We start from the raw sequence: 15,175 nt of genomic DNA on the forward strand, positions 1-15,175 counted from the left end.
GCCGCTACCGTGCGGGCACGCGCCCGATGGCGAGAAGGTGCGCGCTCGACGCGACAAGCGCCGGCTCGCTGGAGTACGTCCGGGCGAGGTCCAGCGCGCCATCGAAGACGGCCCCCTCCGCCGCACCGCCGATCGCTGCCTCCGCTGCCGTCCACGCCGGACCCTCGACCCCGTGCACGACCACCTCGGTCAACCCAGCGGCCCGGCACTCGTCGGTGATCTCCTCGACGCGGTGGAAGTAGGCGTGGGTGAAACCGATCCGCGGGTCGTTGGTGCCGTCGGTGAGCAGCGCCCGTGCCTCCGCGAGAGTCCGCTCGTCCAGTCGGCCGGTGGCCGCGAAGTCCAGCGCCCCCGCGAACCGCGAGATGACCGCCGCCACGACCCGGCCACCGGGGCGTGTGACGCGGACGGCCTCCCGCAGGGCCCGTAGCCGATCCGCGCGTCGCACCAGGTGGTAGAGGGGGCCCAGCAGCAGCGCGACGTCGAACGTGTCGTCGGCGTACGGGAGGGCACGCGCGTCGGCGACCTGCGCTTCGATGGAAGGCTGGCCGGCACGGGCGTGCGCGACGTGACCCGGCACCAGGTCCACGAGGCGCACCTGGTGACCGGCGGAGACGAGCGCGCGGGCGTACGCGCCGGTGCCGCCGCCGACATCCAGGATGCGGGCGTCGGACTCCGGCAGGAGGTCCCGCAGGAGTTCCAGCGTCCGGATCCACTCCAGACGCGCCTGAGGTCGGCCGGTCAGTCGCTGGTCCTCACGGTAGTGCTGCGTGTAGTAGTCGACGATGTCGCTCGAATGCTGATCCACACGTTGATGGTCATCGCCGTGCCGCGGGCACGCCAACGCATTTCACCCCTTTGCAGGAGCCGGGCGGGTGGCGGTGGGATCGGGGAATCCCCCAGCGATGGGAGCGGCTTCCCTTCCGCCGGGGAGGACCAGCGCGTCCGTCGGCGCAGATCATCGGTGCATGACTGTCGCCGCCCGTCGTCACCCATCCGCAGCTTCCGGCCCGACCAGAGGGTGGGCGGTGGCGTGCGTCGTCTTCCTCGTCGGTGAGGTGGCGCTGCGTCTGTACTGGATCACGGGTGGCCGATGGGGGTACACCGCGTGCGACCGCACCGAGCTGGTCGACCCCGGGGGCGGGTGCGGCGCGGACCGCGTCGAGTCGCTGCCCTTCTGGGCGGGATGGGGTGCGGTGGGAGTCGGCATCGTCCTCGCGGCGGTGGTTCTCCACGCCGTCCGGTCCCCCGGCCGCCTCGCGTCCGCGGGTAGTTGGGCCGCGGCGGCCCTGCTGACGGTCCTCGCCTTCCCGCTGCACCTGCTCTTCGAGCTGCCGGCCGCGTTGTCCGGGCGTCCCTCGGACTGGCGTGACCTGGTCGCCCGGCTCGCGCTTGTGGCCGGTGGCGTCCTGTTCGCCGGGCTCGCGAACGCCTCCGGTCCCGGCCGTGCGCCGGTGGCCGCCGGCTATCGTCCGGTGCCACTGTGGGCACGCCGTTGGGCGTACGCGGCAGTCGCGCTACCGGTCGTGGGCTGGGCCGTGCCGCACGGGCTCTGGGCGCTCGGCGTTCCGTTCGGCATTCCCGAGCGGGAGTTGGACGACATCCGCCGGGGCCTCTCGACCTGGACAGGCGTGGCGATCACGCTCGTTCCGCCGCTCGCCGGCCTGCTCGTACTCGGGTTGGTGCAGCGGTGGGGGCAGCAGTTTCCGGGCTGGGTGCCGGGGCTGCGCGGTCGACCGGTTCCCCGGCTGCTGGCGCTGATCCCGGCCGGGGCGGTGGCCCTCACGCTTGTCACCTACGGCGTGTTGAGCGCCGGGATCGTCCTCGGTCGACTGGTGACGGGTGAACTGCCCTGGTCCGACGTGGTGCGGGAGTGGGCGGTGGCCGCCACGCTGCTGGTGTTCCTCGGCTGGGGAATCGCGCTGGGCGTCGCGACCACCGGCTACGCCCGCACCACCCGAGCAAGCCAGGAGCGGACGACCGCCACCAGCGTGTCGTCGTGAGTTTTCAGGTCCGTCCACAATCGCCGTCGCCTGCGCGGCGCCGGCCCGCACAGACAGGAGCATCCGTGAGCCCTGCCGACGCCGACCGTGCCTGGGCGGCCGACCCGAGACCGTGGGCCGTCTGGGCCGCCTACGCCGTCCCGCTCTGCGTCCTGCCGTCCGCGCTGTGGCGACTGTCGCTCGTGTTCGCCGACAGCGCCGTCACGATCTGGTACATGGTCTTTCTGTCCGTCCTGTCGATGGGACTGGCGCTGCTGACGCTCGGGCTGGTGCAGCGCTGGGGACAACGGGTGCCGGGCTGGTTGCCGGTGCTCGGCGGTCGTCGGATCCCGGCGCGCGCGGTGGTGCTCGTCGCACTCATCGGTGGATCGTTGCTCGTGGCCATCTGCGCGTACTTCGTCCTGAACCACAGGTTTCATTTCGTGCAGCGCACCTGGGTCGGAATCGGAGAAGACGAACCGGTGCATCCGCTTCCCGGCTGGGAGGTGCTCCGGTACTACGCCCCGATGCTGGCCTGGGGGCCGCTCGTCATAGCCGTGGCCGTCGACTACGGTCGTCGGGCGGCCCTGGTTCGATCGCCGGCACGATGACGTCCCTCAGCCGGGCTCCTGATCACCGCGGGGAGCGGCGGGCTCGGCGCAGGGGAGCGGGGTGCAGCGACCAGAGCAGGCGGCGCCACCGGGGGCGCGCGGAGCGCAGGGTGGCCACGTAGGCGGTGGCCACCTCGGCGGCGCGGGCCGCCTGATCCGGCGTTGCGGCGCCCGGGGCGAAGCCCACCTGATTGAGCAGGGCCGCCAACTCGTCGACGGTTGGTCCGTCGCCGATTGTGCCCTCGCCGGTCGTGCCCTCGCCGGTCGTGTCCTGGCCGCTGCTGCCCGCTCGGGCCTCGACGAGGGCCTGCCGGGCCTGTCCGGCCACCTCGGTCGCCGCCAGGTCGTCGCCGACCGGTCGACCGGCGAGCCGCAGCGCGTCGGTGACCTCCCGCCAGGCGCCGGCGATGCGCTGGCCGGGATCACCCCGCACCAGCCGGTTGCGGGTGAGGGAACGGCGCATCGCCAGCAGGGTCAGCAGCAACGCCCCCACCACCAGCAGCAGACCACCGCTGCCACCCGCGACCAGCACCGGCGTGGACACGCCACCTCGTGCGGGCGGGCCGTCGGGGGCGGCCACCGGCTCCGGTGACGCCGTCGGCTCCACTGTGGGTGCCGGCGCCTCCGACGGCGGCGGGTCCTCCGGGGTCGGGCGGAAGTCCTCCTCCACAGGCCTCGGCTCGTTCTCCGGGCGGGGCAGCGGGTTGAACGCCACCCAGCCCAACCCGTCGAAGAGCACCTCCGGCCAGGCGTACGCGTCACCGGCCCGCACCGGCCCCTGCCCGCCGGATTCGAACCCGACCACCACCCGCGTCGGCAACCCGGAGAGCCGGCCCAGCACTGCGAACGCCGCCGCGAACTGCTCCGACGTGCCCCGCTGCCCGCCCCCGTTGCGCGGGCCGAAGAGGAAGAAGGCCAGGTTCGGGTACGCGTGCCCGCTCGGCGCGTCGGCCACCACCCGGTAGTGCTCGGCGAGGAACTGCTCGATCGCCGCCGCCCGCGCGTACGGGGCGCCGTTCTCCTCGGCGAGCTGTGCCGCCAACCGGCGCAGCGGGTCGGGCACCCCGTCGGCGACCCGTAGCACCCGGGCCACCTCCTCGCCGGCCGGCACGTTCGCGGTGGCCAGCAGGTTGTTGTCCGGTCGCTCCCGGGCCGACGTCACCGTGTACCGCAGCCCTGGAGTCAACCCCTCCGGCCGGATCAGCGTCCCCGTCGCCGGGTCGTACGCCACCCGAGCCCCGCTGACCTCGCGGGGCGTCGCCATGGCCGGGAGCAGCCGACCGCTCAGCTCCGCCACCGTGATGTCCTGCCGAACGGTCTCCACAGTGCTGTCCCGGGCCGGCGCGGTGGCCGGCAGGATCCGCCCCGCGTTGCGGTACGTCGCACCGACCCGCCAGGTGATCCCGTCGTAGTCGCTGAGCACCGCCAACCGGATCCGAACGCCGCCGGCAGCCTTCGGGTCGTCCGTTCCGCCGGCCGCCTCCGGCTTCTCCGCTCCGCCCGTGGGCGGGGTGGCCCCGACCGTGCTCACGTCGAGGAGCTTCTGCTCGGGGTGCAGCGCCCATCCGGAGATCCGGATCAGCGGGTTCTCGTCGAGCGTCTGCACCTGCGGTGGCTCCACGTACCGGCGCGGGTCCACCGGCCGCCCGTCGACCTGACCGGCGACCACCGGGCCGAGCAGCGCGACCAGGCCGATCACCAGGGCGACGCCGAGCGCCGCCGACGCCGCCAGCCGAAGCCGCACCGCCGCGCGCGTCCCCGGGGCGAGACCCGCCGTCGGGTCACCGCCGGCCGGCGACGCACCCGAGGGCGCGGCCAGCCCGACCGCCGCGACCGCCACGAAGGCCACAGTCGTCCCGATCGCCGGTCCGGCGTTCGGGCCGACCACGTAGAGGGCCGCGACGTAGAGCCCCGCGGCCGGCAGGTAGCCGAGCAGCACCCGGCCGGCGCGCAGCGCCACCTCCGCCCCGGCCAGACCGGCCAGCCACGCCGCCACCACCGGGACCAGCACCGTGTCCGGTGTGGGCTCCACCGGAATCATCGCCGTGAGCAGCCGGGGAATGCCGTTGCGCGCCGCGTCCGCGCTCACCTCCAGCAGGCTGCCCGGCAGGTCGGCGCGGGCAGCGGCCAGTCGCAGCGACCACAGCGTCCACCCGGCCAACGCCGCCATCGACAGCGGGGCGACCAGCCAGGACGGCAGCCGTCGGGCCGCCACGCTTACCAGCACCGAGCCCACCGCCGCGCCGAGCACCAGCCGGATCAGCAGATCGCCCGCGTACACCCGGCCGAGCACCACCCCGGCGAGCCCGGTGAGCGCGATCAACGCCAGCGGCACGACGGCCGCCCGCAGCAGGCTTACCACCCGCCCGGTCGCGTGGCCGGCTGTCGACGGCACCCGCCGCGGGTCCGCCGCCACGTCAGGTTCGACGCCCGTCACCACCGGCGCACCCCGTCCCACTCGGCGGCGAACTGCGCGCCGTCCACCGCGTCGACCACCACCAGGCCGGCCGTGCCCGCGGGCGTCGGCTCGGCCGCGCCGAAAACCCCGACCACCACCGACGGGTACGCGCCGCGCAGCGCACCGACATGCCCCAACCCGTCCCGCCCACCGGGGCCGGTCAGGAAGATCAGCGTGTCGCCGAGCCGGTCCTGGCGCAGCCGGCTGGTGACCGCGCGCAACGCGTCGGCCTCGTCGGACAGTTCGGCGGCGGCAAGCCGGTCCAGTGGCGGCATCTCGGCGTCCCCCGCCGGCCCGCGCTCGACCAGCTCCGTGCCTACCAGCAGCATCAGCACCGGCAGGTCCGCGCGGTGCGCGGCGGTGACGACCGACGCCGCCGCCTCGCACGCCGACTCGAACGACTCGGCCACCCCGTCCACCCGATCCGGGTGCGCGGCGGCGCGGTTGTCCAGGAGGACGACCAGCCGGGGCAGGCTGGTGTCCACGTTCTCGCGCACCATCAGCTCGCCGACCCGGGCGCTGGTGCGCCAGTGCACCCGACGCAGGTCGTCACCCACCACGTACTCTCGCAACGAATTGAACGTGATCGACCCGTTCGGCACCCCGTCCACCCGACCGTCGAGGCTGCGGCCCGCGCCGGTGGGCACCGCCGTCAGCGGATGGATCCGAGGGTGCACCCAGACCGGCGTCGTCTGCCCGTACGGGCGGGCCAGCGCCACCAGGCCCAACGGATCGCGCCGGGTCACCCGCAGCGGACCGACCGGCACCACCCCCCGACGGACGGTCGGCACGTCGTAGCGGACCTCGGTCTCCCGCCCCGGCCGTAGGCGCAGCAGCGGCACCGGCACCGCACGGCTCCCACACCGGTCCTCGGCCAGCAGGTTCGCCGACCGCAGCCGGCCGCCGTTGCGGACGGTGAGCGTCATGCTCGCCGGCTCTCCCCGCGCCACCCGGTCCGGGTCCGCCCGGCGGCCGACCAGCAGTCGGGGCCGCCAGGCAGCGGTCAGCGCCGCGTAGCCGACGGCCGCCCCGGCAGCCGCCCCGAGCAACGTCAACTCGGGGTACGCGAAGCGGAACCCCAGGCCGAGCAGGACGACAGCGGCGACGAGCAGCCCGACTCCGCGGGCGGTGATCCCCATGGCGCTGCTGCCGGTCAGCCCTGCACCGGGGCCGGTTGCCCCGACGGCAGCGGCACCGGCACCGAGGCGATCGCCTGGCGCAGCACCTCCGCGGCGGTAACCCCGCGCACCTGCGCGTCCGGGGTGAGCAGCAGCCGGTGCGCGAACACCGGTTCGGCGAGCGTCTTCAGGTCCTCCGGCATGATCCAGCCCCGACCGTCGATAAGCGCGTACGAGCACGCCGCCCGGGTCAACGCGATCACACCCCGGGGGCTGACCCCGACGCGTACCTGCGGATGGGTGCGGGTGGCGGCGGCCAGCCGGACCGCGTACGCGTAGAGCGGCTCGGCGATGTGCACCCGGCGGGCCATCCGGACCATCTCCCCGACGGTCGCGGTGTCGGTGACCGGGGCGAGCGCCTCGGGGGAGCGGACCGTCGCGCCGCGCAGCACCTCCACCTCGACAGCCTCGTCCGGGTAGCCGACGGACAGCTTCACCAGGAAACGGTCGAGCTGCGCCTCGGGCAGACGGTAGGTGCCGTCCATCTCGACCGGGTTCTGCGTGGCGACCACCAGGAACGGCGCGGGCACCGGGTGCCGCACCCCGTCCACGGTGACCGTGTGCTCCTCCATCACCTCCAGCAGCGCCGACTGGGTCTTCGGCGACGCCCGGTTGATCTCGTCGGCGATCACGATGTTGGCGAACACCGGCCCCGGATGGAACTCGAAGTCCCTGCTCGCCTGGTTGAAGATGGTCACACCGGACACGTCCGACGGAAGCAGGTCGGGAGTGAACTGGATGCGCCGCCACTGACCCTTCACCGTCGCGGCGATGGCCCGCGCCAGGGTCGTCTTACCGACCCCCGGCACGTCCTCCAGCAACACGTGACCCTGGGCGAAGAGCGCGGTCAGCGCCAGCCGGACCACCTGCGGCTTGCCGAGCACCACCGCGTTGACGTTCTCGGCCAGCCGGGCGGCCAGGGCGGCGAAGCCCTGCACCTCCGGCTGGGTGAGCGGCTCGTGGATGTTCACGGTCGGCGGTGCTCCTCGGCTGGTGGTTCAGCAGGTCGGCAGGACGTTGATGTTGTCGCCGCCCTCCAGGTTGAGCCAGGCCCAGGGGATGTAGTTCTTCCCGTTGAATTCGACCTGCACCCACCAGGTGCTGCGCTTCTGGTTGTTGTAAATCCACGAGTCGACGTCCTCGCCGGACTTCTTGCAGTACGCCTTCAACCGCCGGCCGGGCTTCGCCCAGCCGGCCTGCTGGTCGTTGTCCTGCCGGGTGACCTTGAAGATCTCGTTGCCGTTGCGACCGTCGACTTCCTTGTCGCAGTATGTCCGCTGGTCGCCGTCCGGCCCGTTGTTGCAGGTAGCGATGCCGTAGAGCGCCAGCGTGGCCTGCGCCCTCGTCGCCGTCTTGTTGCCGGCCGCGTTGCTGGCGGTCACCGTGAACGTGTACGACGTGCCCGGCGTCAGCCCCGTCATCGTGATGCTGGAGCACGCCCCGGCCTTGGCCGGCTCACCCGACGTGCTCAGCGAGCAGGTGGCCTTGCCGCCGCCCGCGTCCACCGTGAACGTGACAGTCGCCGACGTGGCCGTCGACGACGAGCCGGTGACCGTGACCTGCGGCGCGGCGACCGTACGCGCCGTGGCTGTCGCCTCCGGCCCAGGCCCGGCCTCGTTTACCGCCTTCACCTTCACCGTGACGTTCTGACCGTTGCCCAGGCCGGTGACGGTGGTGCGGGTCTCGGTCACCTCGCTGGTCCTGCCACCGACGTCCACCTGGTACTTCGTCACCGGCCGACCGTTCGCCTCGGCCGGCGACCACTGCACCGTGACCGCGCCCGGCTGGTCGGCGACAGTCCCGGCCCGCAGGTCGAGCGGCCGGCCGGGCGCCGCGAACGGCACCACCGTGTTGCTGACCGGCGACGCCGCCGACCCGGCTCCCTTGTCGTTGACCGCCACGACCGTGAACGCGTACTGGGTGCCGAACTCCAGCTCACCGGCCGGCACCACCAGCTCCGTCTTCGTCGACTCGCCGGCCGGCGCGTTCGTCCCCGCCGACGTGGCCGTCACCGCGTACTTGGCGATCTTGTTGCCCTGCCCGTTCGCGGCCGGCCACTTCACCACCACCGTGCCGTCCGGCCGTTCCTGCGCCGTGACGCTGATCGGCGCGTCGGGCACCGCGGCGGTCGGGGTAACCGGGTTGCTGCTGCGCGGCGGGCCGTCACCCTTGGCGTTGACGGCGTGCACCGCGAAACGGTACGTCTCGCCGTTGGTCAGCCCCTTGACCTCCACCGAACGCTGGTTGGCGCCCACCTCCAGGCGTTGGTCGGCGCCCTGCACGACGTACTTGGTGATCTCGGCGCCGTTCGCGGCGGCCGGCCGCCAGCTCACCCGGGCCTGGGCGTTGCCGGCGGCGGCGGTGACGCTGCGCGGCGCGCTCGGCTTGCCCACCCGGGGCTTCTTCGGCGGGGGCGGCGGCGGGGGAGCAGGCGGCGGGTCACCGCCCAGCACGTCGTTGGCGTACTTGTCGACCTCGCGCACCTGGTGCTTGTCGTCCACCACGCGGGCCGTCGCCGAGTCGGGCGAGTTGATGAAGAGGTGGTTCTCCCGCACCTCCATCTCCAGTGGCCCGTTCGCCCGGCCCTTGATGGTGTCGACCAACTGGCCGCCCGCGTCGAAGGAATAGATGGTGCCGGTCGCCTCGTCGGCGCAGTAGAACCTGTCGGCCCAGGCCACCGCCGGGCTCAGCCGGTCACCGCTGCCCGGCACCGTGAACGCCCGCTCCTCGCCGGCGTCACCCACCACCAACACCCGCCGCTCCGCCGGCACCGTCACCGGCACCCGCGGTCCGGAGGTGCGGGTCGGCATCGCCGCACGGCCGGGCAGCGTCAACGGCGTCGGACGGACCTCACCGCGCTGCACCCGCACCAGCCGGGCGGCCGTGCGATCGAGCACCGCCACCCCGTCGTCCAGGGTGGAGACCACCAGCTCGTGGCTGGCGTCGGCCACGTCGTACGTCTCGACCCGCTCCGGGCTGAGCCCGCCCCCGACCGGCGCGGCCGAGGCCGGCGCGGAAGGCAGCTTCGCGGCGGTGACCGCCGAGACGGTGCCCTCGCTGGGCACCGCGATCCAGAGCCGGCCCTCGCCGTCGAAGGTGCCGCCGGTGATGCCCGGGGGATAGCGCACCGGCTCACCGATCGGGCTCAACGACCGCGGATCGAGCTGCCGCACGATGCCCTGCACGGCGTCGACGACGAACGCCGCGTCCTCGTGCAGGGCGACGCTCACACCCAGGCCGGGGGTGGTCGGCGTGGTCGCGGTGAGCTGCAGGGTGGCCAGGTCCAGCGAGCTGATCTGCCCGGTCTGCAGATCACGCAGGATCAGCAGCCGATCGGTCTGGGCGACCTGCATCGGGTGTCGGCGGGCGCCGGGAACCTCGGTGCGGGTGTCCACCCGGGCGGTGACCCCGTTGACCCGGGCCAGCTCGCTGCGCGCCGCGCTCCACAGCCAGGAACTCGCGTCGTAGTTGGCCACCGCGTTGTCCGCCGCGCCCAGCCCCAGGACGGTCAGCCCCATGGCGGCCAGCAGCGCGGTGACCGTGCCGACCGTCACCAGCCCGCCGCGCAGTCGGGACCGGGAACGGGGGGCGTCGGTCCGCTCGGCGTCGTCGATGCTGGCCACAGCCGGCTGCCTTCCCTGAGTCGTGGCAGGTGGCGTACGCCTCGCGGCGACCCCTCCCCTGAGCCGGGTGCCATCATATGGCCCGACCGGGAACGGGGGAACCCGCACCGTCACCCCTGTGGATACCGAGCGTGCGCAGTGGACGCCCAGCTCAACTCGAGGATCGCGAACCCGACTCTGTCGCCTGGCGACGGCACCGATCGGGGTTCAGCTCGGCGGCGTGGACCGTTCGCGGTTCGTGCAGACCTGGCCGGAGGTGGCGAAACTGTCCGTGGAGTAGACCGCCAGCACCGTGAAGCAGTAGTCCACCCGGGAGCTGAGACCGTTGACCGTGTGGCTGGTCCGCCCCGGCTCCACGGTTGCCATCACGCCGAGCGCGAGACCGGCCCGCCCGCCGGCGACCATGAACGGCACCGCGCCCCCGGACGGGTCCGTCCAGGTCAGGGTGATCGTCGCGACGTCGTCACGGAGCTTCAGGTCACCGGGAGGGGGGCCGGCAGCCGACGGCGTGGCCGTCACGGCGGCGCCGGGCGGCGGTGGCGCGTCGTCCCGGTTCAGCACCACCACACCCAGGCCGGCGACCGCGACCAGGGCAACCCCGGCCGCCACCGCCGCACCGATGAGCGTCGCCCGGTTGCGGCCCGTCGAACCACCCTCATCGGTGTACGGGTCGGAGTAGGCGGCCTGCTGGTAGTGCTGCCCCGGGTACACCTCGTGGCTGTGCTGATAGGGCTGTCCCGGGTACTGCTGACTGCCCGGGTACTGCGCGGCGGGCGGATGCGTGGGGGTGGCCGGCGGGTAGGTCACAGGCGCTACGGACCCCGCCGTCGCGTCCCGCGGCGGGGCCGGCGCCGGTCCGACGGCCGGGAACACCTCCGTCGACGCGGACGCGAGCCCCGACGGCTCGCCCTGCACGGTCGACAGTGTCGAGTTGACGATTGGCAGGCTCTCACCGCCCGCAGCGGACCGGTCGCCCACGATGGCCGCGCTGGCCGCTGTGGTCTCCCCGTCCGGTGTGGTCTCACCGCCCGGTGTGGGCTCCCCGATGTCCGTCCGGCCCGGATCCGTGGGGTCGACGTCAGCCGGCGGCAGCGGATGCGGGGGCGCGCTGCTGCTCCAGGGCGGGGCGGTCAGTCCCCAGGGCGGCGCGCTCACCGGCGGCGCGGAGACGGGCTGGCTGTAACCGGGTGGTCCGGACACGGGGTAGTGGTGGCCGGGTGGTCCGGACACCGGGTACGTCGGTGCTGGTGGTCCGGAGACGGGGTAGGGGTGGCCGGGTGGTCCGGAGACGGGCTGGCTGTGGCCGGGTGGTCCGGACACCGGGAACGTCGGTGCCGGTGGCCCCGACACGGGATACGTGTGGAGGGGTGGCGCGGATACTGGCGGGCCATAGCCGGGCGGTCCGGCTACCGGCGGGGTGGGGACCGCCGGTGGCTCCGAAGCAGAGTGGGACCGGTCGGGTGGTCCGGAGACAGGTTGGCCGTGATCGGGAGGGGCCGACACCGGACGGGAAGGATCCCCGGCCGGTGCGGAGGTTGGTCCGGCTTGCATCGGCGACGCGGAGACCGGCTGCGGCGCGACGGGCGGCGCGCCGACCGCATGACGCAGGGGTGGCCCGCTCACCGGGCGGGAGGGCGCCGCGCTCGGAGTCGTCGGGATGGCCCCGGAGGGCGCCGGCCGGTCCGTCGTGCGGGTTGGCCCGCCCGGTCCGGCCGCTGCGATCCGGGCGGCCTCCTCGGCCAGCAGGGGCTCGATCTGCCGTACCTGAATGGTCGGGTCTGCCCATCGCGGCGCCGGAACCGACGGTGGGGGTGCCGACGGCGCGGCGGAGGGCTGCGTGGCGGCCGGCGGGGCGGCCGGCGAGGCCGGGTTCGCGGCCGCCGGCGCCGGGGGCTGCGCCTTGACGACCGGCCGGATCGGTTGATCACCCGTGCGCTGACGCGGCGGTACGGGTGGCGGCTGCTGCCGGACGGGCGGTGGCGCGACCGGTGGCCGGGGCGACGCCGCCGCCTGCTGCTCGGCCCGCTGGCGCGGCGGCGCCGAACGATCGAGGGTGGCTGGCCCCGGCGACATGGCGGACGCGGTCGATGCCGGATGGGCGGGGGTGGCTGGCCCCGGTGGCATGGCGGACGCGGACGGCGCCGGACGAGCGGGGGCGACCGGCCCCGGTGACGTGGCGGACGCGGTCGGTGCCGAATGGGCGCGGGCTGAGGGAGGCGGCGGGGCCCAGGGCGAGGCGGGTGCCGGAGAGTCGCCCGCCACCGGCCGCATCGCGGCAAGGGTTGCGAGGGACAACGTGGGGCCGGTCAACGCACCGGAGTTCTCCGTCGGGGCAGCCGAGGTCGACGTCGACGACCCGACGTCCGGCCGGTTCAGGCCAGGGCTGGCCTCGCCGAGGTAGTCACGAGCGGCGCGTACCGCCGGGTGGTGCTCACCGAGCGCGGCGGGCCCGGCGCTGGCGACGCGCGTGTAGTTGCGGCGGGCCTCGTGCCTGTTGCCCAACTCCTCGGCGACCTCCGCCAGTTCGAAGGCGAGCGCGAGCATCATCGGCTCGGAGTGGTCCCAGCGCCGCTCGCCCGCCGCGAAGGCCTCCTCCAGCACACGGCGGGCGGCAAGCGGGTCGTCCGCCTCGCGATGCAGGCGGGCCAGCAGGTGCGCGGTGTGCAGCATCTCGGGATGGTCCTCGCCGTACGGCGGACGGGCGGATCCGACAGCGTCCGCGAGCAGCTGCCGGGCACCGCCGAGGTCGCCCGCGGCGCGCAGTGCGAGGGCCTGTTGCTGGACGGCGGCCAGAGGAGAGGGATGGGACACAGGGCAATGCTGCCGTCACCGGGGCCGCCGACGCTACCCGGGCCCACGCCCGATCCTGCTTTGGTGACCTTCGGTGATGGGTGAGCAGCGGCGGGAGGGCGGGTCGGCGGGGGTCGGTAGGCGATGTGCATGATCCACGAGTGCCGTGTACAGTAACTCCCCGTGCGGCTCGCCGTGCCGACCTCGGATGGAAAGATCATCTGGGCGGCAGGGTAGGCTGAACGAGCAAGTCCGGGTGGCGGAATGGCAGACGCGCTAGCTTGAGGTGCTAGTGCCCGTATAGGGCGTGGGGGTTCAAGTCCCCCCTCGGACACCACTTCTCGTGGATATCCACGCGAGATCAACTCCCCTCGCGTGGGGACGAGAACCGGTACGTTGCATCTGTGCACCCAGCCGCCGGGAGTGGCTTCTCCCTGCGCTGACACCGCTGTGTCCGCCCTGGCGGGGTCCTAGGTGAGTCCCGGCCGCCCGCGTCCCCGCCAGCCCGACGAGCAGCTCGTCGAGGCCCTCGTGCCAACCCCGCTGCCCGTCGCGGTACCGGATCCGGCACCGCTGCCGACATTGCCCACGTCCGCCGCCCCCAGTGGCGATGGCCGCCTGCTGTTCGACGTGGCGCGCCCCGACGCCGCCGGCCGCGTCACCGCTCGTGCGCTGCTGCGGGCGTTGGGCTGGACACCGGGCCTCACCCTGCACGTCGACGTCGTGACCGGCGCAATCCTGATCACCCCGGCCGCCGAAGGCGCGCACGCCGTGGGCACCCGCGAGGAACTGCCCCTACCGGCCGCCGCCCGACACCTGTGCGGCATCGCCACCGGCGAACCCGTCCTCCTGGCCGCCCTGCCCCGCCAGAACCGTGTTGTCGCGCACCCCTCAAACACCATCGCGGCGGTCCTGGCCGACCTGCACGCCCGCATCCTCGGAGAGCCCTCATGACCACGGATACCGATCGTGTCGCCACCGCCAGGGCGCTGCTCGAGCACCTGGGCGTTACTGCCGCCGACCTCACCGACAGTAACCGGCCGGCCGTGCCGACGGTCGCCGAGTACCTTCCTGCGGTTGTCGCGGCGGCGAGCCCGGCCACCCGACGCACCTACGGCAACTCTTGGCGACGAATGGCCGCCGCCTACGGCGATCGGCGTATCGACGCGGTGCGGGCCAGCGACATCGAAGCCCTCATGCGGCAGGCTGCCGCAGGCGCCCGCCCTCGCCGTAACTCCAGAAACGGCCGGCACGCCGGCGAGCACCTCATCGCCGCCGCCCGCGCCTTTTACAACCGCGCCATTGCCGACGGTTATCTGACCATCGTGGACAGCCCTGCCCATCGGGTCCGCAAACCTCGCCGGCTGCCCAACACTCGCCGTGCTCTCACCCCTGACGAACTGTCCGACATCAACGCCGCCGCCCGCAGCGGCGGCCACGACATCGTGCTCGACGCTTTGCTACTGCGCCTGCACACCGAAACGGCCTGCCGACGCGCCGGCGCGCTCGCGCTGCGCCTGACCGACCTGGACACCGACCACGCGCTCATCAGGCTGCGCGAGAAGGGCGGCACGCAACGCTGGCAGCCCATCACACCGATGCTCGCCAGCCGACTGGACGATCACGCCCGAGCCCGCGGGGCCGTCGCACCGACCGATGCGGTGCTGCGCTACCGCAACGGCCAACCTGCCACCTATCGGCGCTACGACCTGATGTGGAAACGCATCGGCCGGCAGTTGCCGTGGGTCGCCGTCCAAGGCATCTCCATCCATTGGCTGCGCCACACCACCCTCACCTGGGTCGAGCGGCACTTCGGCTACGCCGTCGCCCGCGCCTACGCCGGGCACACCGACAGCAGCGGACCCGCTACCACCACCTACATCAAAGCCGACCTGCACGCCGTCGCCGCCGCGCTGGCTGCCCTCACCGGCCAACCCCACCCGCTGGCCGCCACCCCACCGTTACGTGGCTGACATGCTCGACAGGCCGCAGGTTGGCCGGTCAGCTCTGCGTCCATGTGCTCCAAGACACGCCCAATCCCTCACTCGGATGGCCCGTCCGGGCGGGGCCTGTGCACCACAGTCAACGCTGTGGCGGCAATTGCCTACTGCGACAACGGTCGGTGCCTGTGAGTCCGCCGCCGACCGTTCAATCCGGACCCTCCCCATGGCCGACGGGTTCGTGTCGATCTTGACGGCTTCTCGCGACTGCAGACAGAGACCACGTCGTACAGCTCTCTGCGGCTAGTGGCGCCAGGGCCATCCGTGGTGGCCACCGTCAGCGCCGGCCGGGCCTGAACCTGGTTCGCCAACTCGGACGCGGTACCCCTCCTCACCACGTCCGACGCTTGATCGGGGCCGGATACCTCCTTAGATCCCCAGACCTTCTAGCGAGTGAAGACGTGCGCTTCCTGAGCGGAGGCGTAAGCGGTTTGGTGGGCAATGGCATGATGCGGCCTAGCCCGTGTTTCATAAGGCTCGGAGGTACTGGTTGATGGCGGCGATGGTCAGGGTGGCTTCGTAGCGGACGGCCA

General features: G+C 73.4%; 10 protein-coding genes, 1 tRNA gene and 1 pseudogene. 5 read left to right on the plus strand and 7 right to left on the minus strand.

Going from position 1 to position 15,175, the window contains the following annotated elements; translation table 11 throughout:
* Window positions 1–4: 4 nt before the first annotated feature.
* Entirely contained in the window at window positions 5–808 is an 804-nt protein-coding gene (locus tag ACLQ26_RS30555) for a class I SAM-dependent methyltransferase (RefSeq protein WP_425747809.1), read from the minus strand.
* A gap of 220 nt (window positions 809–1,028) precedes the next feature.
* On the opposite strand from ACLQ26_RS30555, the gene ACLQ26_RS30560 reads away from it, so the two are divergent.
* Together ACLQ26_RS30560 and ACLQ26_RS30565 are read left to right on the plus strand one after the other, a co-directional pair.
* Window positions 1,029–2,003, plus strand: coding sequence for a hypothetical protein (locus ACLQ26_RS30560; RefSeq protein WP_425747810.1), 975 nt, complete (start codon window positions 1,029–1,031; stop codon window positions 2,001–2,003).
* A 65-nt stretch (window positions 2,004–2,068) separates the two neighbouring features.
* Window positions 2,069–2,593, plus strand: coding sequence for a hypothetical protein (locus ACLQ26_RS30565; RefSeq protein WP_425747811.1), 525 nt, complete (start codon window positions 2,069–2,071; stop codon window positions 2,591–2,593).
* Window positions 2,594–2,615: 22 nt separating this feature from the next.
* Here the strand turns inward: ACLQ26_RS30565 and ACLQ26_RS30570 are convergent, their stop codons facing one another.
* The 6 genes and pseudogenes from ACLQ26_RS30570 to ACLQ26_RS30595 form a co-directional block, all read right to left on the minus strand.
* Window positions 2,616–5,051: a transglutaminaseTgpA domain-containing protein gene (locus ACLQ26_RS30570; protein WP_425747812.1), complete on the minus strand. Its 2,436-nt coding sequence runs from the start codon at window positions 5,049–5,051 to the stop codon at window positions 2,616–2,618.
* Window positions 5,027–6,190: a DUF58 domain-containing protein gene (locus ACLQ26_RS30575; RefSeq protein ID WP_425747813.1), complete on the minus strand. Its 1,164-nt coding sequence runs from the start codon at window positions 6,188–6,190 to the stop codon at window positions 5,027–5,029. The genes ACLQ26_RS30570 and ACLQ26_RS30575 overlap by 25 nt, the downstream gene beginning before the upstream one ends.
* A gap of 14 nt (window positions 6,191–6,204) precedes the next feature.
* Window positions 6,205–7,200, minus strand: coding sequence for an AAA family ATPase (locus ACLQ26_RS30580; protein WP_425747815.1), 996 nt, complete (start codon window positions 7,198–7,200; stop codon window positions 6,205–6,207).
* A gap of 27 nt (window positions 7,201–7,227) precedes the next feature.
* The gene (locus ACLQ26_RS30585; protein WP_425747816.1) at window positions 7,228–9,852 is read right to left on the minus strand and encodes a fibronectin type III domain-containing protein; all 2,625 of its coding nucleotides are present in this window, start codon (window positions 9,850–9,852) and stop codon (window positions 7,228–7,230) included.
* A gap of 207 nt (window positions 9,853–10,059) precedes the next feature.
* A complete protein-coding gene (locus ACLQ26_RS30590) occupies window positions 10,060–11,052 on the minus strand; it encodes a fibronectin type III domain-containing protein (protein WP_425747828.1) in 993 nt (330 codons plus the stop codon).
* A gap of 1,437 nt (window positions 11,053–12,489) precedes the next feature.
* Window positions 12,490–12,663: pseudogene (locus tag ACLQ26_RS30595) on the minus strand (hypothetical protein); the annotation flags it as partial.
* A gap of 229 nt (window positions 12,664–12,892) precedes the next feature.
* Here ACLQ26_RS30595 and ACLQ26_RS30600 point away from each other — a divergent pair.
* The 3 genes from ACLQ26_RS30600 to ACLQ26_RS30610 all read left to right on the plus strand — a co-directional run bounded on the left by ACLQ26_RS30600 (window position 12,893) and on the right by ACLQ26_RS30610 (window position 14,615).
* A tRNA-Leu gene (locus ACLQ26_RS30600) sits at window positions 12,893–12,979 on the plus strand.
* A gap of 137 nt (window positions 12,980–13,116) precedes the next feature.
* A complete protein-coding gene (locus ACLQ26_RS30605; RefSeq protein ID WP_425747817.1) occupies window positions 13,117–13,596 on the plus strand; it encodes a hypothetical protein in 480 nt (159 codons plus the stop codon).
* 92 nt (window positions 13,597–13,688) lie between these two features.
* Window positions 13,689–14,615: a tyrosine-type recombinase/integrase gene (locus ACLQ26_RS30610; protein WP_425747818.1), complete on the plus strand. Its 927-nt coding sequence runs from the start codon at window positions 13,689–13,691 to the stop codon at window positions 14,613–14,615.
* Window positions 14,616–15,175 lie beyond the last annotated feature (560 nt).

This window comes from Micromonospora sp. DT43, from assembly GCF_049841645.1.
Classification (GTDB): Bacteria; Actinomycetota; Actinomycetes; order Mycobacteriales; family Micromonosporaceae; genus Micromonospora.